The organism is Acidaminococcus sp. HCP3S3_G9_1 (assembly GCF_052122455.1).
Lineage (GTDB): Bacteria > Bacillota > Negativicutes > Acidaminococcales > Acidaminococcaceae > Acidaminococcus.
On sequence record NZ_JBQKCH010000018.1, the window covers coordinates 18,625 to 37,261 of the forward strand.

General features: G+C 49.8%; 17 protein-coding genes. All 17 read right to left on the minus strand.

Annotated elements, in window-relative coordinates:
* Positions 1-85: 85 nt before the first annotated feature.
* Entirely contained in the window at positions 86-430 is a 345-nt protein-coding gene (locus ACTQY1_RS10085) for a DUF2334 domain-containing protein (RefSeq protein WP_441374166.1), read from the minus strand.
* Complete coding sequence (locus ACTQY1_RS10090; RefSeq protein ID WP_441374167.1) at positions 399-623, minus strand: DUF2334 domain-containing protein; 225 nt, start codon at positions 621-623, stop codon at positions 399-401. Before ACTQY1_RS10090 ends, ACTQY1_RS10085 begins: the two co-directional genes overlap by 32 nt.
* Before the next feature lie 153 nt (positions 624-776).
* Positions 777-2,216 (minus strand): hypothetical protein, encoded by a 1,440-nt coding sequence (locus ACTQY1_RS10095; protein ID WP_441374157.1) that lies wholly within the window; start codon positions 2,214-2,216, stop codon positions 777-779.
* 39 nt (positions 2,217-2,255) lie between these two features.
* Entirely contained in the window at positions 2,256-2,870 is a 615-nt protein-coding gene (locus tag ACTQY1_RS10100; protein WP_441374158.1) for a glycosyltransferase, read from the minus strand.
* Complete coding sequence (locus tag ACTQY1_RS10105; protein ID WP_441374159.1) at positions 2,842-3,996, minus strand: glycosyltransferase family 1 protein; 1,155 nt, start codon at positions 3,994-3,996, stop codon at positions 2,842-2,844. Before ACTQY1_RS10105 ends, ACTQY1_RS10100 begins: the two co-directional genes overlap by 29 nt.
* Complete coding sequence (locus tag ACTQY1_RS10110; protein WP_441374160.1) at positions 3,959-4,546, minus strand: acyltransferase; 588 nt, start codon at positions 4,544-4,546, stop codon at positions 3,959-3,961. Before ACTQY1_RS10110 ends, ACTQY1_RS10105 begins: the two co-directional genes overlap by 38 nt.
* A 6-nt stretch (positions 4,547-4,552) precedes the next feature.
* Entirely contained in the window at positions 4,553-5,638 is a 1,086-nt protein-coding gene (locus ACTQY1_RS10115) for a glycosyltransferase family 4 protein (RefSeq protein WP_441374161.1), read from the minus strand.
* A gap of 89 nt (positions 5,639-5,727) precedes the next feature.
* Entirely contained in the window at positions 5,728-7,128 is a 1,401-nt protein-coding gene (locus tag ACTQY1_RS10120; RefSeq protein ID WP_441374162.1) for a sugar transferase, read from the minus strand.
* 133 nt (positions 7,129-7,261) lie between these two features.
* Positions 7,262-7,987, minus strand: coding sequence for a CpsD/CapB family tyrosine-protein kinase (locus ACTQY1_RS10125; RefSeq protein ID WP_308664655.1), 726 nt, complete (start codon positions 7,985-7,987; stop codon positions 7,262-7,264).
* Complete coding sequence (locus ACTQY1_RS10130) at positions 7,975-9,423, minus strand: GumC family protein (protein WP_308664656.1); 1,449 nt, start codon at positions 9,421-9,423, stop codon at positions 7,975-7,977. The genes ACTQY1_RS10125 and ACTQY1_RS10130 overlap by 13 nt, the downstream gene beginning before the upstream one ends.
* Before the next feature lie 14 nt (positions 9,424-9,437).
* Positions 9,438-10,091, minus strand: a complete 654-nt coding sequence (locus ACTQY1_RS10135; RefSeq protein WP_308664657.1) for a polysaccharide biosynthesis/export family protein — start codon at positions 10,089-10,091, stop codon at positions 9,438-9,440.
* Positions 10,092-10,510: 419 nt separating this feature from the next.
* Positions 10,511-11,305 carry a tyrosine-protein phosphatase gene (locus ACTQY1_RS10140; RefSeq protein ID WP_441369105.1) on the minus strand — a complete coding sequence of 265 codons (795 nt, stop codon included), beginning with the start codon at positions 11,303-11,305 and terminating at the stop codon, positions 10,511-10,513.
* A 461-nt stretch (positions 11,306-11,766) separates the two neighbouring features.
* Complete coding sequence (locus ACTQY1_RS10145; RefSeq protein ID WP_441369104.1) at positions 11,767-13,209, minus strand: TrkH family potassium uptake protein; 1,443 nt, start codon at positions 13,207-13,209, stop codon at positions 11,767-11,769.
* Between the two features lie 15 nt (positions 13,210-13,224).
* On the minus strand, positions 13,225-14,580 hold the full coding sequence (gene trkA, locus ACTQY1_RS10150) for a Trk system potassium transporter TrkA (protein WP_441369103.1): 1,356 nt from the start codon (positions 14,578-14,580) through the stop codon (positions 13,225-13,227).
* A 322-nt stretch (positions 14,581-14,902) separates the two neighbouring features.
* Positions 14,903-15,358, minus strand: coding sequence for a hypothetical protein (locus tag ACTQY1_RS10155; RefSeq protein WP_441374163.1), 456 nt, complete (start codon positions 15,356-15,358; stop codon positions 14,903-14,905).
* 54 nt (positions 15,359-15,412) lie between these two features.
* Positions 15,413-16,495, minus strand: a complete 1,083-nt coding sequence (locus tag ACTQY1_RS10160) for an acyltransferase (protein WP_308664544.1) — start codon at positions 16,493-16,495, stop codon at positions 15,413-15,415.
* 294 nt (positions 16,496-16,789) lie between these two features.
* Complete coding sequence (gene pyk, locus ACTQY1_RS10165; RefSeq protein WP_022487062.1) at positions 16,790-18,538, minus strand: pyruvate kinase; 1,749 nt, start codon at positions 18,536-18,538, stop codon at positions 16,790-16,792.
* Positions 18,539-18,637: the final 99 nt, after the last annotated feature.

Sequence of the window (18,637 nt, forward strand, 5' to 3'; positions counted from 1 at the left end):
TACAGACTTTGACCGTTTCCGTAGTGGTATATTTTGCATTTTAGTAAAATCATTAGCATTCGAAGCTAAGAATTTTTCCAAATAATCAAAATGTATCAACATTCATCATATTGGGATGGTAGCAGAATGTAACTACACAGAAAGGCAATTTTCTGACATGCCCAGACTGCTGTGGTATAAAATAAAACCCATCCTGATAATATACGTCGTTCGCCACTGTATCACAAATAATACAAATGTTTGATTCCTGATTCAATGCCAAAAGTGTATTTTTATCAAAAGTATGAGACGGTGCAAAAAATATATCAGGAAAAATATTATGTTCATTCAATATCTGAATACCATGTTTTATTTTTTTACATTGCTCATCATATGCTACACCTGCAAATTCACTGCGCTTATTGACGGGATTTAGTCCCCCCCTCTTCAGTTACATATTTATGATAGCATCCATGCAGAGCCAAACTCCAACCTTTATCCTTCCATACGCTAACCCTATCCCAAAATTCATTATCTTTTTGATACATCGGATTCCTGTAATTTATTTTCAACCATTGTAATTTTTCATTAAATGTCCTCGGATGAAGCAAGTCAAGGGAATGACCCATATATACTTTATACATCAACTTTAAGTATGTTTTATCGTCTAGAAAATTTAAAGCTCCTAATGTTGATAAGTATGAAAAAATATTTTTTGTCGCTAAAAGCTTTTTTTAGCATTTTTATGTAATTATGCATGACTCTGTACCTCGTTCAAATAAAAGCTAGACTCTGTTCTACATTCTTAATTTAAACGAAATTCTTATAAAATAGACAAGAAAATATATAACTAAAGCATAAATTGCTTCCCATAAATACGAACTTAAAATATCTCCGAAAGCCTCCCTCGAAAATACCATACATGAGTCGGCTAATATTGAGCTTAATATAATCCCTAATGTATTAGTATGTTTCAACCGTATATAATCTGCCACTCTTAGAAGCTTTCCCCAAACGAGATAAACTAATAATACTCCTACAAATCCCCCGTTAATATACCCCTCTAAAATAGATGAAAATCCTGTGCTTGCGATTCTTGATCTTTGAGCCCAAGAAGAGAAAAATTCATCTCTGAAAACATATGTTATTTGAACAGGTTTATCTCCTGGATAAAGAAATGAAGGAATAGGTGTAGCTAGCCCTTGTAAATATGTTATTCCAAATTGTTTGTCAAATTCAGTTCCATATTTTTCAAAAAAAACGCAAAAATTTCCAAATGCAGCTCCAAATTCGCTATTGCCAGGATTAAAATTAGAACTCAATCGTTTTAAATCAAATGCCTGTGAGAAAAAATCATCTGGATTGGTTAAAAGTAAACTAACTATTCCTCGATTAGTAAAAAGAAAAACTAAAAACAAATAAATCAACAATGTCCATAGCAAAAGCTTCCACGATATTTTTTTTAAGGGAATAATAGCAGTATAGCTGGCCATTCCCGTTAAAAATATCGAAATAAGTGCACCCCGCATTCCAAGTAAAATCTTGCAAAATAAGAATGGAACTAATAGCAATATTATCATAAAAAAATATTTCTTATCTTTTGCATGGAAATTATGTGATTTATAATAAGCCAAGACCATTCCCGTGAAAATACCACAAATACTGTACATTAAACTAGATGGCAAGGTTATAAATAGATCTCCAACAACAGATTGATAAGCTCCCTTGCCGATAAATAACATATTGATACCACCAATTCTATACAAATTTATGGCTTCAAACAGAGATGCAAAGAAAGCAGATAATATTGCTCCTCTTGCCAAGATATCAAAATTAAAAATATTGCTATTAACTTTTATATTTTGATAATCATTTCGACCAAAATTTATTTGGCCTAATAAAAAGCCAATACATGATAAAGAATAGGCGATAAGAAATGGATTAACATTTTGTGTTAAATTACCAAAGAAAAAAGTATCGTTAATTTCCCCTCCCAAGGCTATAGAGACAGGAACTGACAAACCATATAATGATGAAAATAGCCAAAAAAATAGCGTCAAAGAAAATAACTGCTGTTTTTCTTTTAATATTCCTTTAGACACAATGAATGTTCCTATTACACATAAGAAAATAGTTATCTCAGTATATTCCAAAGCCGCTAAACAACATGTAAATATAAACAAGAAAATTCCTACTAAATAATATGATGGTATAAATAAAGAATTATTTGGTTCCATGAATTGCAAGCACCTCCTCTAAACAAAAATTTCATCAATTCATACCAAATGATTGATATATTCATTCCACTCTTTGTTTACCTTATCTGGCATAAAAGCTTTAGCTTTTTCTTTTATTTGTTTTCCAAGTAACAATTTTTTTTCAACAGCTAATTCCATATTGTCACTGATAGAATTCTCTAATTCATCTTCTTTGTCTACTTTGACAAGTTGCTTTACCAAGTCATCACCAAACAACTCTCTCGGTCCGCCACAAGGACAATCTGTCGCTATACAAGGGACACCAGCCGCCATAGCTTCCATCAAAGCATTCGGCATCCCTTCAAAATCAGACGAAAGCACAAACAAATCTGCTGTTTCTAATATTTTTTCCACATGGTTCGTTGCTCCCATTAAGAAGGCCTTTCCTTGTAGATTTAATTCGTTGATCTTATTTTGTAACATTTCTTTCAGGGAACCTTCGCCATAAATCTTTAATGTTGCATCTGGATATTTTTTTACCACATTGGCAAATGCCTGGATCAATAATGCGTGATTCTTCTGTTTTTCAAGACGACCGCATGTAACTATTTCCCTTTTATGAGGTTTCCTTTGTACATGATAGAAATCTCTATATACAGAAGCATCATCCAATCTCATCAAATACTTTCCCATGATTTTTTCTCTCTTTGTATAAGTCTAAATAAAACGAAGATAATTCCGCAGCCACCCTTTGGGAATCGAATTTATTAAGCGTCAACAAGTTTTTGTGCTCACATCCTTCTCTTTTCCTTTTACGATATTTTTCTATTGTTTCTATCCAATCAGATTCACGTTTTAATGAGAGGTATTTTACTAATGTTGTCAGTTTTACTTCCTTTGTTATTGTATCAGAAATAATACAAGGCAATCCGCTTGCTTGTGCTTCCACCACTGTTACAGGTAAGCCTTCCCAAAGGGAAGGAAAGACAAAAACATCCATTGCCTGATAATATTCTTCTGTATTAGACCTTGCCCCCGGCATAATAACACGATCAAGAATATGAAGCTTCTGACACTCTTTTTTTACTGTATCCCATAATTCACCATCTCCTACCATCAAAAGACGTGAATCCGGATGTTCTTTCAAATATACAGCAAAAAGATTGACCAAAAAAATATGGTTCTTAGGTATCGTAAACCGGCCAATATGCCCAATTAAAAAATCTTTATCTTTGACTCCTATTGCTTTCCTAATAGCATTACGTTTCTCTACACTATATTCAAATCGTTTTAAATCTATCCCATTAGGAATCATCCTATAATTTGATTTGTTTAGTGTCTTTTTTCCAAACATCCATTGCCCAGCTATATCAGAACAGGCAAACATATAATCTGCTATATATCTAGTTCTATACTGCATCAATGTCTTTATTATGCCTAAGAAGCCGTTTCCATTTGAAGTGCTATGGCTGTGAGCGATAGTTTTTAAGCCATATTTTTTAGCAATTGATAAATAGATGGCAGAGGTACTTCTTACATGACCGTGAATCACCTTATATTCCGGATGCGTTTGAAAAAAACGGTTCCACCAAGCAATATATGAAAAATGATTTACAAATTTATATCTAGGGCAAACGTAAATTCTTGCTCCCATTTGCTTCGCTTCATCATACAGACCTATCTCAGATTCCGGTATAACTATAAAATCAAATTGTATCTGTCTACGATCCATATCATGATAAAGATTTATTATAAACGATTGTAATCCCCCAAAATGCAAGCTATTGACAACCTGTAAAATTCTTACTGGTGTTTCCATATTGATATATTACCTCTGTTTTTCTTTTTTGTACAATGACCGTATTAGCAGGATAGTCACCTCGAATGACTGAGCCTCCTGCTACTACACAATTATCACCTATCGTTGTTCCTCTAAGAATTAATGTATTTGCACCTATCCAAACATTATTGCCAATTATTATTGGAGAAGTAAGGAACCCCATTGCACTTACCCCTCCCTTTTTTTTATAATCATGATCTTGATCGTAAATCAACACATTGGGTCCTAGCATAACATTATTCCCAATTGTAATAGAATCATACGCTGTAACAACACATCCATTACTCATTCCAAAGTGACTGCCGATAGAAAGTGTACCGCCTTTTCTAACACGAATTTTAGCACCATTATGCATTTTCAATATTCGTCCAATATGAAGCGTTGATTTTCTTTCACATGTAATCTCTGTAAGAGGAGATGTAATTGCAGGCAATGAACCTTGAAAATAATGTCCGTTCATTATTTTTAACATTAAATATTTTATGGATGCTAATGGTACACAAAATACTGCCTTAAAATATTTGTTCATATTGCTTCACTTCCTGAATCTTTTTATTTCCTCTAAATAAGCCTTTACAACAATTTGCCGATCAAACCTCTCTTGGATTCTTTTCCTTCCAAGAATGCCCATTTGACTGCGTTGTTCCACACTCATATTAATTATCTTCTCAGTTGCATTTAATATGGCTTTTTCATCATTAATAGGTACTAAAAAACCTGTTACTCCGTCTTCTAATGTTTCTCGACAGCCAGGTCTATCAGCAGCTATAACAGGTCTTCCTGATGCAGCTGCTTCTAAAAGGACATTGCTCATTCCTTCAGGGTAGTAAGATGGATATAAAAAACATGAGCATCTTTCATAAAATGGTATTAGATTCTTCTGCGCTCCATGATAGACAATTGAAGAATCATTTTTTAATACTTTTAAATACTTAGGATCATCACAGGCTCCACAGACATCAAAAATGATATCTGATGAAGCAAATCGATGAGCTGCTGCTAAAAAAAGGTCAATACCCTTTTCTTTCATCACTCTTGCAACAAAAAGAAAATGGAGCTTTCCTTTATGCCAGGGAAGCCATTGAAATCTTCTTAAATCGACCCCAGATCCCGGCAAGATTTTGGTTCTCATATTGATTTGCAGCATATTATGGGTGTAAAAAAAATCCCGGTTGCTCTCATTTTGAAAAAAGACACATGATGCCCCCGCTACACCAATTTTATATAAAAAGATTGTTAATTTTTGTAATGGTCCCGGAATTTCAACAGGAGTTCCCAACCCTGTAATATTTGGCAAATAAGGAATTTTTAAAAATTGACAAGCAATACCACCATATACATTGGGCTTTATATTATAAGTTAGTACTATATCCGGTTTTTCTTCTTTAAGGATTTTGCGGTATTGCAAGAAAAGGTGCAAATCTGCAAATGGATTTTTTCCGTGTCTTCCAGTATCCACTCCAATTAATTTCGCACCTAACCCCTTTAATTTTTCCTGATGTTCTAATAACTTTCCTACAACAACTACTTGATATCCCTCTTGAATTAGTTGCTCTATGATAGCACCACGCAAATTGTATGCATAGGTGGTGTCATTAATTAAGATAACAATTTTTTTCATATCTGCAGTATCCTTGGAAAACATTTCGACCGAATCATTGGTCATTAATTCAATACTTTTTCATAATCAAAACCAGCACTGAATACTTCTCACCCATTCATTTTCTCCCGCACATGCACCGGCTCCACTTCCGCCGTCACCTGTCCTTCTGCCACCCCTTCGGTGCTGTCCTTCATGAACAGGATCTTCACGGTGGCGAAGATGATCTTGAAGTCTTCGAACAGACTGGGTTTAGCGATGTACATCAGGTCCAGAAGGAGTTTGTCGTAGGGGGTGGTGTTGTACTGGCCGTAGACCTGGGCGTAGCCTGTCAAGCCGCATTTGGCCTGTAGGCGCAGGTTCCATTCGGGCATGGCTTTGGCATACTGGGCGGAGATTTCCGGGCGTTCGGGCCGGGGCCCTACGATGGCCATGTCGCCTTTCAGGATGTTCAGCAGCTGGGGCAGTTCGTCGAAGCGGACGGCCCGGATGAACCGGCCCACTTTGGTGACCCGGGGGTCGTTTTCGCCGGTGCTGAGCCGGGCCACGCCGTCTTTTTCGGCATCCATGCGCATGCTGCGAAATTTCAGGACGGAGAAGATTTTCCCGTCTTTGGTGAGCCGTTTCTGGCGGTAGAAGATGTCGCCGCCGTCGGTGATTTTGATGGCCACGGCCACGCAGAGCATCACCGGAGAGAAAATCACCAGTGCCACCAGGGACAGGACGATGTCGTAAAGGCGTTTGAAGAACAGGAATTCGGGACTGGGGTTGTACCGCTGCACAGCCATCATGGGCAGGTGGAACAGATGGACTTTTTTGGCGCTGTCCATGATCACATCCCCGATCCGGGGAATCACATAGGTCCCGACCTTATGGGCCACACAGTATTTGGTGATCCGATTCCGGTCATGGCTGTGAAGGCCGCAGCAAAAGACCACTTCGGCCTGGCCGATGGTGCCGGGGATATCCTGGATGCATTCCTCCACCGGGACTACGGACTGGACATCGAAATGGACATCCATGCCGTACTGCTTCACCAGTTTGTCCACGTTCTGGCCCTGGCCCAGGATCACCACGGTCTTTTTGGGCGGGAACTCCCGGAAGTACCACTGGTGGGCCGCCACGGTCCACAGGGTGATCAGGAAGAACTGGAGCAGGAAGGTGGGCACAAAGGGGAAGAAGCTGATGTAGTGCCGGTTGATCAGGATGGTGATGAGATACAGGATACCGTCGCTGATCAGGGCGGCCAGGGCCTGGCTGTACACCAGCTCGTAAATGCGGCTGATGGGCAGGCTGTAGCCGTTGTACAGATGGGATGTAAAGTAGTAGAACAGGCCGAACAGGAACACCATGATCAGGTTGCCTACGTAGTAGAAGGGATGGGTGATCTGGCTGGCATAGAAGTAGGACCAGCAGAGCCAGAAGGCCCCGGTGACCAGCAGGATGTTGAAGCCGTTGAGAAGTTCCTGTTGTATTTTTTTGTGCATGGATGTGGTCATGAAACGGTTCATGGTTGACCTCCTATTCGTTCATCGTTTGTCGTGGGGCGGGCCTGCTGCCCCTACGGTTCCAGTGCAGGATCTGCGTGCTGGGGAGTGCAGGTACGTCGCTCTTCACTCTTCACTCTTCACTCTGCACTCTGCACTATTCCTGTTCCCGCTTCCCCTTTTTCTTGTGATGCTTCACATGGTTCTCATCGTAATAATCGTAATAATAATAGCCGTATCCGTAGCCTTTGTGCTGCTGGGGAACGCCGTTTAAGACGACCCCCAGGATGTTGGCTTTGCCGGCCTGGAGACGTTTTTTGGCTTCCTGGACTTCTTCGGGAGCCACCATGCCGGAACGGACCACCAGAACCACGCCGTCGGCCAGGTTCCCCAACAGAGCGGCGTCGGTGACGGCCAGCACCGGGGGCAGGTCGATGAACACATAGTCATAGGCTTTGCCCGCCTGGTCCAGCAGCTGTTCCATTTTTTCCGATCCGATAAGCTCGGAGGGATTGGGCGGCACCGGGCCGCTGGTCAAAAGATCCAGGTTGGGGAACACTTCCGGATGGACCACCTGGGCAAAGGGGACTCCCTGGGCCAGGCAGTTGGTGACCCCCTGGTTGATGACCCCGAAAATCTTGTGCTGGACCGGCTTCCGCAGGTCGCAGTCCACCAGGAGGACTTTTTTCCCGTCCTGGGCCAGGGTCAGGGCCATATTGGAAATGGTGGTGGACTTCCCTTCCCCAGGGACGCTGGAGGTGAAGCAGATGTATTTCAGGTCCTGACCGGCTCCTGCAAACTGGAGGTTGGTCCGGATGGCCCGGTAGGTTTCCGCAATGGGAGACTTGGGGTCATTTTCCACAATGAGTTTTATTTCTTCCATAATTTCCTCCGCAGGCCGGCCCAGAATCCTTCTTCTTCCGGCTGTTTATGGTCTCCCGCTTCCGGGATCACCCCCAGGACGGGCAGTTCCAGATACTGTTCCACGTCAGCAGCAGTACGGATTTTCCGGTTCAGCAGGGTCCGGGCAATGGTAAAGCCGGTGCCTCCAAAGAGACCCAGGAACAGGGCCAGCACCAGGGTCAGCAGCTTCCGGGGTTTGATGGGTTTGTCCGGCAGGGTGGCTTCGTCCACCACCTGGACTTCGGTAGGCACCATCACTTCCGCCACTTTGGCTTCTTCCAGCCGTTTGGCCAGCATCACGTAGATTTCCTGGGCTACGTCCGCATCCCGTTTCACCTGCAGGTAACCCTGCTGGGTCTGGGGCAGCTTGGCGATTTCGTCAGCGTTCTTCTTTTCCAGCTGGTCGATGGCGGAATTCTTCCCCTGGGCCACGGCGATCAGGGCTTCGTTGGTGAATTTGTCACTGAGGAGCTTCTGCTGGACGGTGCTGGAAGAGGGCGCCTTCTGGGCGATGATGGCCTGGATCTCCCGGCGGAGACTGTAGCGGGCGGCCCCAATCTGCCGGTTGATTTCCTTCATTTTAGGGTTCTCGCTGGTGTATTTTCCGGTGTAGCCGGCCTTTTGGGTTTCCAGATCCACCAGCTTGTTCTTGGCCTGCTGGATGGAAGGGCTGTCGGCCAGGGAGGCCCCGGCTCCGGACAGCTGGTCGTTGATGGACCCCAGGGCGGCCTGGGCGGTTTCCATATCCAGTTTGTTCTGGGCCTTGGCTTTGTCCAGGTCGGTGATCCGTTCCGCCAGGCTCTTCATCTGGTTGTCGGTGGAGAAGATCTTGTGCTTCACCTGGTAGTTTTTCAGTTTGGTTTCCGCATCATCCAGCTCTTTTTTGGAAGATTTCACCCGCTGTTCCAAAAATTCCCGGGTGGCAGCGGATTCCGCATGGGACAGCTCCGTCAGCCGGTCCAGGAACCCCTGGACCAGCAGCTGGTTGGCTTCCTGGGCCTGTTCCGGGGTCTTGCCGGTTACGTCCACTTCCAGGATTTCCGTATCCTTGTAGGGCTTGGTGATGATGTGAGCTTTCACATAGTCCTCGTACCGGGGATACTTGCCGTCTTTTTCCTCTTCGGTCTGTTCGATCACCGGGATCACCACATGGCGGCTTTTGAGGATTTCCGCATGGGTGTTCATCTGCTGTTTGGTGAGCTGGGCGTTGCCCATGGGCAGCTGTTCCATAATGGAACTGGACAGGCCTTTTTCCTGTTTGATCCGCAGCAGGGCGGTGGATTGGTAGGTATTGGGGACAATGAGCAGATAGGCCACGGCCAGGCCCAGGAACCCGCCAGTAATCTTGGCGATGGTTTTCTGGTTGGTCCGGACGATCTGCCACAGTTCCCGCAAATCGATTTCCTGTTCGTTCAAGATGGTTTCTCCTTTTAATCGTTGTTGTCCTTGATTTCCGAAATCATGTAAGCACCGCTGAGGAACGGAGCAATATCCCGGGCAAAGTCGATCCGGCCGTTCTTGGTGAGATACAGGATGTCCCCTTCCTTCAGGACCAGGTTGTCCTTCAGGTTGCCGGTTTTCAGCATATTGTTCAGGTTGATCTTGATGGCCTTGTTGGTGTCGTCCTGGTGGATCAGGAACACCTTCTTCTTGGCCGCATCCCAGGTGAAGCCCCCGGAAGCCCCCAGAGCGTCCATAATGGTGTGGCTCTTGGTAAGTTCATAGGTGCCGGGCTTCTTCACTTCTCCAAATACATGGACCCGGATGCCCCCCAGTTTCACGATGTTCACGGTTACGTCCGGTTCCACATAGTACCGGGAAAGGCCGTTCCGGAGATATTGGGTGAACTGGTCCACGGTCATGCCGCTGGCGTTGATTTCCCCCACCAGAGGAAAGGAAACGGTGCCGTCAGGACGGACGGTGTAGGGTGTCTCCTGGGAATTCTGGAGATTGGAGCTGATGTCCTGCTCCTGGATGACGACGATATTCAACTGATCCCCCGGGCGCAGGGTGTATTCTTCCGCCCCGGCAGGAAGGGCCAGGGAAGCCAGGGCAAAGGCCATGGCCAGGATTTTCTTCTTCATGGAGCCTCCTTGGAGTCGTTGGTTTCTTGCAGAAAACTATTTCTGTAAATACCAATATTTGTACAGGAAAATCATTCTGTTTTGTCACAAAGCAAGAGGGGCACAGGTAAACGCCTGTACCCCCCCAAAAAGTTGTTCACAACTTCTTTATTCAGTTGACGGAAGACCGCATTTGTTCTTCCTTTACAGGCAACTGTCCAATATACCATATACTTCCGTATAATTAGATATATAGTAGTATAGCAAAAGAATGGACCGTCTGCAACTCAAATTTGACAGATTTGAAAACCAGGTGAATTTTAATCGAGAATTGATGATTTTTAAGTGTATTTTGTTGCTTTTTTCACCAGGGAGGGGAAGTTTTCCATCTGCTTTTATTGTACAAAAAACAGTGGGTAAAAATCCTCCCTGAATAGGATTCAGCCAAAAATTTTTGCCCAGAACCCCCGTTTTTTCCGTGGGGGCTCGTGAGGCGGGTCGGGGTAGAACACCTTCCCCTGGGTCAGGAGCCGGCTGTGGCCATCGCAGGAGGCCAGGAAATCCGTCCCCCCGGCCAAGGCAAGGACGGCTTCCCGGGCCTTCCGGGTGTCGGGATTCCGCCAGTCGGTCCGATGGGCATCGCTGCCCAGGAAGTGGATCATCCCCCGGTCCAAGAGCCAATGGACGCTGCGGACGGCGGATTCTCCGAAATCCCCGGTAAAACTGCCCCAGTTGCTCTGGAGCAGGATCCCCTTCTCCACCCACTGGCGGACCGCATCGGGATGGGACATGATGTGCCGGTACCGTTCCGGATGGGCCAGGATGGGCAGATAGCCCCGGAGCTGGAGCTGGTACAGCAGGTTCCAGGTTTCCAGGGGAGCGGCGGTGGGCAGCAGTTCCACCAGAAGGTAGGCGGTGCCGGCCAGGCAGTAGGCTTTGCTTACCCCGGGTCCGGGGAGGTAGTTGAGGGTGTCTGCATCCAGGCTTACCTCGGCCCCCGGGTGGAGGCGGATGGGAATCCGGGCCTCGTCCGCAGCCTGCTGGAGCTGGGACAGCCGTTCCGTGATGGTGTCCCAGTCCGGGCAGATGCCCCGGCGGTGGAAATGGGGGGTGGCAAAAAGATCGGCGGTGCCGGCCTCCGCTGCCTGGCGCAGCATGGCCAGGGACATGGAAAGGTCCCGGGAACCGTCGTCCCCGGGGATGTTGTACAGGATGTGAGAGTGAAGATCGAACATGGTTGATACCTCGTAATAGTGGAAGGTGCCGCATCAGGCGGCACCTTCCGTCACTGGTCAATTGTCACTGGCCCCAGGAAGCCAAACGCGGCTGGCGTTTGGCTTTGAAAGGAAACGCAGCCTGAAGGCTGCTAACCCACCACCAGCCTTGCGGCTGGTCCCCCGCCCTTGAAAAGGGCGGATATATCCTCGATTGCTTTTACGCCATGCAGGCTATACACCGGTTTCTTTATCCACCTTTTTACAGGGCTGATGTTCCCGCAGCCAACGCCCATTGTTTTAAGTGGGCACCAGGGCATAAAGCCAGTGCCCACTATCCGCCCTTTTCAAGTGCGGGGGACCGTTGCGCCTGCGCAATGGTGGTGGGTTAGCAGCCCATGGCTGCGTTTCCCCTGGCGGGAACCTGCTGCCAGCTGGTTCCTTCCTGACGGCTGACAGGTCTGCTGCCCTGCAGCAGACCCTTAATTTTTCGTCCAGGTTCTGGGATAGAACAGGATCAGCATGGGCAGCAGTTCCAGTCTGCCGGCCAGCATGTCAAAGATCAGGATCAGTTTGGACAAGTGGCTGTATGCATAGAAGTTCCGGGTGGGGCCTACTCCGGCCAGGCCGGGACCGATGTTGTTCAAGGTGGCAGCCACGGCGGTGAAGTTGGTCTCAAAATTGAACCCGTCCAGGCTTACGGCCAGTACGGACAGAAAGAAGATCAGGAAATAGGTAGTAAGGAAGATGTAGATGGAATTGAGCATTTTGCTGTCCACGGTCTTCCCGTCCATACGCATCCGCTGGACCCCATGGGGATGGAGCACCTGGCCCAGTTCCAGGAAGATGGATTTGCAGGTGAGCACCACCCGGCTTACCTTCACCCCGCCGCCGGTGCTGCCGGCGCAGGCCCCCACAATCATCAAAAGGACCAGGATGCATTTGGAGAAGCTGGGCCACAGGTCGAAATCCACGCTGCTGTAGCCGGTGGTGGTCATGATGCTCCCCACCTGGAAGAAGGCGGCCCGGAGGGCTTCCTCCAGGGTCTCGAACCGGTCCCGGATCTGCCAGGCAATGGCCAGGCCAGAGGCCAGGATGATGCCAAGGTAAGCCCGGACTTCTTCCATGGCAAAGGCTTCCTTGAAGCGGGTGATCAGGAACAGATAATAGAAGCCGAAGTTCACCCCGAAGGCGATCATGAACAGGGTGATGATCCACTGCTGGATGGGGGTGTAGCTGGCGCAGCTGTCATTGATGATGCCGAAGCCCCCGGTGCCGGCGGTGCCGAAGGTGATGCACAGGTTGTGGAACCAGTTCATGCCGGTAAGGGCCAGCAGGGCGATCATAATAAGGGTCATGCCCAGGTAGATCTTGTAGAGCACAATGGCGGTGTTCCGCACCCGGGGCACGAATTTGGACACGTCCGGACCTGGGCTTTCCGCCTTCATCAGGTTCATCTGGGTGCCGCCCCTATTTGTGGGGATCAGCATCAGGATGAACACCAGCACCCCCATGCCCCCGATCCAGTGGGAAAAGCTCCGCCAGAACAGGGAGGTATGGGACAGGGCCTCCACATCGCTGAGGATGGATGACCCGGTGGTGGTGAACCCGGAAACGATTTCAAACACCGCATCCACATAGCAGGGGATCTCTCCGGTGAGCACAAAGGGAATGGCTCCGTAGAGGCTCAGGAGGACCCAGGACAGGCCCACGGCCACGAACCCTTCCCGCTGGTAGATGGCCTTGTTTTTCACCTTCCGCCGGCCGGTAAGGTACCCCAGGGCAATGGCCAGGATGGCCAGGGCGAAATAGATCATTCCCTGGTCTTCCCGATAAATGAGGGAAATGATGCAGGGCAGCAGCATCAGGGCCCCCTCGGTACAGAGGATCCAGCTGAGCACCTGCCCGATCACAGGATAATTCATACAGCTCCGTCTCCTTTATTCCAGGATGTTTTCCATATCGTGGAAGCCCAGATGGGTGGTGACCACGATCACCGTATCCCCCACCTGGAAGGCGTCCTGGCCACCGGGAATGATCAGCTTCCCTTCCCGGACGATGCCGGCGATCAGCACGTTCTTCTTGATCTTCATTTCCGCCAGTTTGGGCCCAATCAAAGGAGATTTTTTGTCCAGGAGGAATTCCAGGGCCTCCACCCGTCCGTTCATGAGCCGGTACAGGGTTTCCACGTTGGATTCCATGCTGTTGCCGGCAGCCCGGACATACTGGACGATCTGCTGGGCAGTAAGCTGTTTGGGGTTGACGATGCTGTCCAGCTGGAGCCCTTCGATCACGTCCCCGAAGTCCACATGGTTCACCTTGGTAACCACTTTCTTGGTCACATGCTTCATGGCATACAGGGACAGGATGGCGTTCACTTCGTCCATGCCGGTGCAGGCCACGAAGCCGTCCATGCTTTCCAGATGCTCTTCCTTCAGCAGTTCTTCTTCGGTGCCGTCTCCGCAGTCGATGGTGGCCCCGGGCAGGGCTTCCACCAGTTCTTCGCATCGGGCCATATCCCGCTCGATGATGGTCACATCGGTGTGGCTCTTCAGGAGCATTTTGGCCAGGTAATAGCTGAGCTGGCCGCCCCCTACGATCATCACGTTTTTGCATTTGTTGGTGCGGACGCCGATTTTCTTGAAGAAGGCCTGGGCATCCCGGGGCATGGCAATGATGGTCAGGATGTCCCCTTCCCGGATCACCGTATCCCCGTTGGGGACGATGATGTTGCTGTTCCGTTCGATGATGCACACCAGAACGTTCTCAGTCAGGTCGGCAATGTCCTTCAGGGACCGGCCGATGAGCACGGAAGACTGGGGTACCCGGAACCGGAGCATGTCGATCCGGTCCTTCGCGAAGCTGACGATCTCAATGGCGGAGGGAAAGTTCAGCAGCCGGGAGATTTCCTTGGCGGCTTCCATTTCCGGATTGATGGTCATGGACAGGTTCAGGCCCTTCTGGAGGTAGTGGCGTTCGTCGGAATAATGGGGGCTGCGGACCCGGGCGATGGTGTGGCACTGGTGGTTGTTCAGTTTGGCAATGACGCAGGTAAGCAGGTTCACCTCGTCGCTTTCGGTGACGGCAATGAGCATGTCCGTATGTTCCAGGTCGGCTTTGGCCAGGATGTTGAAACTGGAACCGTTGCCTACGATCCCCATTACATCGTAATTGGTGGAAATGTTCCGGATGATGGTGGGGTTGGTGTCGATGACGGTTACATTGTTGTCTTCCTGGGTGAGCTGGGAAATGATGCTCCGCCCCACTTTGCCGCACCCTACAACTATGATTTGCATGATTGAACTCCTTTTGCGCAGGCGTTGCACGCCTGCGGTCAATTGTCAATGGTCAATGGCCAAAGGAAGCCAAACGCTGCTGCGTTTGGCTGGGATGGAATACCCCTCTGGGAGGCCGGGACGGGCTTGCCTTTGGCGAGCCCCTACGGGCGTTGGGGTCGGACCATCGGCGAACTGTCCCAACAACCGCCTGCAACAGCGTAGGGGCGTGCCGCAGGCCCGCCCTTCCCCGGCCGCCCGGAGGGCCCTTTGTTAATCTCCTCTACTATACACCAGCCGCCGAAAAAAATCCACAGTTTTGTTACATTCCATACAATATCTTCTATAACTTTTTTCTTTTTTTCTGGCTGTTCCGGGCTTTGGTCCGGGGCTGTACCGGGGGCCGGACGGGCTGGAGCCGTTGTTCCACCCCTTTGGCCAGCATCAGGCCCAGGACCAGGGTCTTCCCCAGCGGGGCCCCCAGGTACAGGGCCGGCCCCCGGACGGCACCCCGGGTCAGTTCCACGTACATGCCGTTGCCCAGGGCGATCACCGGCACCACCGGGCCCAGGATGTGCCCCTGGAAAAAGGCGATTATGGCCAGCGCCCAGCAGATGGTCCAGGCCAGCACCCGGGTGGTGAACCGGCCCGCCAGCACCAGCGTGGCGTTCACCAGGGTTCCGATAAGCAGGGTCATCACCGGCACCGGCAAAGGCAGCACCAGCCGCAGCTGCTGACTGAGCACCCCAATGGCCAGAAGCAGGGCTCCCCGAACCAGAAGAGGAAGAGAATGGGACATGGAATTGGCTCCTTTCATTTTTGTGCAGGGAAAAACAAGGCCCCAGCAGCCATTTCAGGCTTTTGCCGCCCGGAATCGGTGCCAGAGCTCCGCACATCCCCAGGACAGCAGCAGCACTGCCAGATAGAACGCTTCCATGGGAACATGCTGCATCCCAACGGTCCGGTTCAATCCATATTCCAGCTGATCGATGAACACCGGGTGGATCAGGTAGATGATGAAGGAACGGTCGCTCATGCCCTTCAGGGCTTTTTTCAGAGGATAGCGGCCGCTTTGGATCACCATGCTGAAAAAGAGTACGGAAGCAATGGTGTAGACCAGCCCCGGCAGACTCAACTGCTGAAGGTAGTTCACGGTGCTTTCATAGGGCATCTGCCATTTGAAGGTCCACCGGTAAAAAAGCCAGGTGTTGAGCCCGGCGCTGGCGGCAAAGAACGCCGTCAGCAGGGCCTTTTGTCGGGTGATCAGCTGCTGGAAGCTGTCATAATGCCGGGCAATCACCCCGCCCAGCATGAAGATGAACAGATAGAAAAACGGGAAATAGTTCAGCCGGTAATTGCACAGATTCAGCAGAGCCGGGCTGGAAGCAATCCATTCCGGATAGGTCCAGAACCGGAAATTTCCCTCAAACAGCAGCACCTGGGCGGCAAAGAGCAGAGGCAGTGCCAGCTTCAAGCCGATTTTTTCCATTCCTCTCATCAGGGCCCGCCACAGAGGGAACAGCAGGTAGAACCAAATCAGGATCACCAGGAAATAGATGTGGTACTGGGCAGTGCCGAAGAACAGGGAAAACAGGATGTTGGAAGGATCCAGCACGCTCATGTCCCGGTTCAAAAAGGCGTAGTAGCACAGGTACAGCAGGGACGCCAGCAGATAGGGACGGCCGATGCTTTTCATCCGTTTCTTCACAAAGCTCCCATACCGGAGGGGCTGCTCCAGAGGCTTGCTGTAGAACAGCCCGTAGCCGGAGATGAAAAAGAAGGCCGGTACGCTGTAGCGGCTCAGGATGTTGGTGATGAGCACCAGAAACGGGGAAGCCACGGCGTCGCTGACCGCCATGCTCCCCACATGGATGGCAATGACCCCCAGCATGCAGATGCCCCGGAGGTTGTCAAATACAAGATTGCGCTGTTTCACAGAAAGCTCCTTTGCAGGTTTACAGGAATATGGTTCCGCAGGAGCAGCCCCTGCGGGTTCAGAATGAATCTATCTTATTTATTATAATGACCAGTGAACTGATTCTCAACCCTTTCTTTGGAACCTGCCAGGGGCGGGCGGACCGGGCTGGATTGCCAAGGCACCCCTGGCTCCTCCCCTACGGGTTCATTTTTATCCCATATTCAAAACAAAAAATCCTGCCCTGATCGGCAGGATTTTTTGTATCCAACGGCCATTGACCATTGACAGTCTATAGAGCAAAGCCCTATAGACTCATTTCACGTTAATCTTCCCCGCATACACACTCCCTGTGGTCACATCCAAAGTCACCAGGTCCCCGGTTTCCAGGGCTTCCATGGCTCCTTTAGCTCCTACGATCACCGGGATGCCGTAGTTGATGCCGATGATGGCAGCCGGGGAGGTGAAGCCGCCTTCTTCGGCGATGATGCCTCCGGCCTGGGCGGCACAGGTGCCCATTTCATTTTCCAGGGCGGCTACGGCCAGGATCATGCCCGGTTTGAACTGGTCCAGGTCTGCTTTCTTTTCCACCCGGAGGACAATACCGCTGGCGGCTTTCTTGCCGATGCCCTGGCCGGATACGATCTTCTGGCCTACATTGACCACCTGGATCAGGTTGGTGCTGCCCACTTTGCCCACGTTCATGCCGGCGGTGACCACCAGGGAATCCCCTTTCTTGATCAACCCTGCATCCAAGGCGTTCTTCAGGGACGCTTCGATAAGGGCATCGGTGCTGGCTTTGTTTTCCCCTTTCAGGGGGGTCACGCCCCAGTACAGGTTCATCCGCCGCAGGCTTTCCTCTTTGGGAGAAACCCCCAGCACATGGGCTTTGGGCCGGTATTTGGCCACCATACGGGCGGTGTAGCCGCTTTCGGTAATGGACATGATGGCGTTGGCTTCCAGTTCCTGGGCAATCTGGACGGTGGCGTGGCTGATGGCGTCGGTCATCTGGACCTGGGCCCCGATGCCCTTGTGCTGGAACACCCCTACATAGTCGATGGCTTCTTCCGTCCGTTTGGCGATCCGGGCCATGGTCTGGACGGCTTCCAGAGGATAAGCCCCGGAGGCGGTTTCCCCGCTGAGCATAATGGCGTCGGTGCCGTCAAAAATGGAGTTGGCAATATCGTTGGCTTCTGCCCGGGTGGCCCGGTAGTTGGTAATCATGCTTTCCAGCATCTGGGTGGCAGTGACCACCGGCTTGCCCAGGGCGTTGCATTTGGCAATGATCTGCTTCTGGACAATAGGCACGTCTTCCATGGGGATTTCCACCCCCAGGTCCCCACGGGCCACCATGACTCCATCCACCACCTGGAGGATTTCGTCGATGTTGTCCACCCCTTCCTGGTTTTCGATCTTGGCGATGATCCCCATGGGAGACCCCAGTCTTTCCAGAAGACGGCGGATTTCCATGGCGTCGTGGGCATTCCGGACAAAGGAGGCGGCCACATAGGTCATGCCGTGCTGGGCCGCAAAGGTAATGTCGGAAACATCCGCATCGGACAGGAAGGGCAGTTTCAGGAAGGCTCCGGGGACGGCCACCCGTTTCCGGGAGGAGATTTCCCCGCCGTTCACCACGAGGGTGTGGATTTCCCGGTCGGTGGTGGACTGGACTTCCAGGGACAGTTTCCCGTCGTTCAGGAGGATGGTGTCCCCCCGCTTCACTTCTTCCGGCAGGCCCTTATAGTTCACATGGGCCTTTTCCGCAGTCCCTTCCACATCGTCGATGGTCAGGGTGAATTCGTGGCCGGGCACCAGGGTGGTCTTGTCCCCCTTGAACAGCCCCAGGCGCATTTCCGGCCCTTTGGTATCCGCCACATACCCTACCAGCCGGCCTGCTTCCTTTTCCGCTTCTTTCAGCAGGTTCAGCCGGGCTTCACATTCGCTGTGAGAGCCATGGGAGAAGTTGAACCGGGCCAGGTCCATGCCGGATTTGATCATATCCACCAGCAGGTCTTTTTTGTCGGTGGCCGGTCCCAGGGTGCAGATGATTTTCGTTTTCTTCATGAAATGTTCCCCCTCTGAAATATCCATGATGGTTCCGGGAAAAGCATCATGTACTTTTTCCAAAAAAAGTCCGGACTTGTAATAAGCCCGGACTTTTCA

Bases quoted from the DNA above. Each gene is read 5' to 3' on its own strand.
- ACTQY1_RS10090 (WP_441374167.1), bottom strand. From the start codon at position 623: ATGTATAAAGTATATATGGGTCATTCCCTTGACTTGCTTCATCCGAGG.
- ACTQY1_RS10095 (WP_441374157.1), bottom strand. From the start codon at position 2,216: ATGGAACCAAATAATTCTTTATTTATACCATCATATTATTTAGTAGGA.
- ACTQY1_RS10100 (WP_441374158.1), bottom strand. From the start codon at position 2,870: ATGGGAAAGTATTTGATGAGATTGGATGATGCTTCTGTATATAGAGAT.
- ACTQY1_RS10105 (WP_441374159.1), bottom strand. From the start codon at position 3,996: ATGGAAACACCAGTAAGAATTTTACAGGTTGTCAATAGCTTGCATTTT.
- ACTQY1_RS10110 (WP_441374160.1), bottom strand. From the start codon at position 4,546: ATGAACAAATATTTTAAGGCAGTATTTTGTGTACCATTAGCATCCATA.
- ACTQY1_RS10115 (WP_441374161.1), bottom strand. From the start codon at position 5,638: ATGAAAAAAATTGTTATCTTAATTAATGACACCACCTATGCATACAAT.
- ACTQY1_RS10120 (WP_441374162.1), bottom strand. From the start codon at position 7,128: ATGAACCGTTTCATGACCACATCCATGCACAAAAAAATACAACAGGAA.
- ACTQY1_RS10125 (WP_308664655.1), bottom strand. From the start codon at position 7,987: ATGGAAGAAATAAAACTCATTGTGGAAAATGACCCCAAGTCTCCCATT.
- ACTQY1_RS10135 (WP_308664657.1), bottom strand. From the start codon at position 10,091: ATGAAGAAGAAAATCCTGGCCATGGCCTTTGCCCTGGCTTCCCTGGCC.
- ACTQY1_RS10140 (WP_441369105.1), bottom strand. From the start codon at position 11,305: ATGTTCGATCTTCACTCTCACATCCTGTACAACATCCCCGGGGACGAC.
- ACTQY1_RS10145 (WP_441369104.1), bottom strand. From the start codon at position 13,209: ATGAATTATCCTGTGATCGGGCAGGTGCTCAGCTGGATCCTCTGTACC.
- trkA (WP_441369103.1), bottom strand. From the start codon at position 14,580: ATGCAAATCATAGTTGTAGGGTGCGGCAAAGTGGGGCGGAGCATCATT.
- ACTQY1_RS10155 (WP_441374163.1), bottom strand. From the start codon at position 15,358: ATGTCCCATTCTCTTCCTCTTCTGGTTCGGGGAGCCCTGCTTCTGGCC.
- pyk (WP_022487062.1), bottom strand. From the start codon at position 18,538: ATGAAGAAAACGAAAATCATCTGCACCCTGGGACCGGCCACCGACAAA.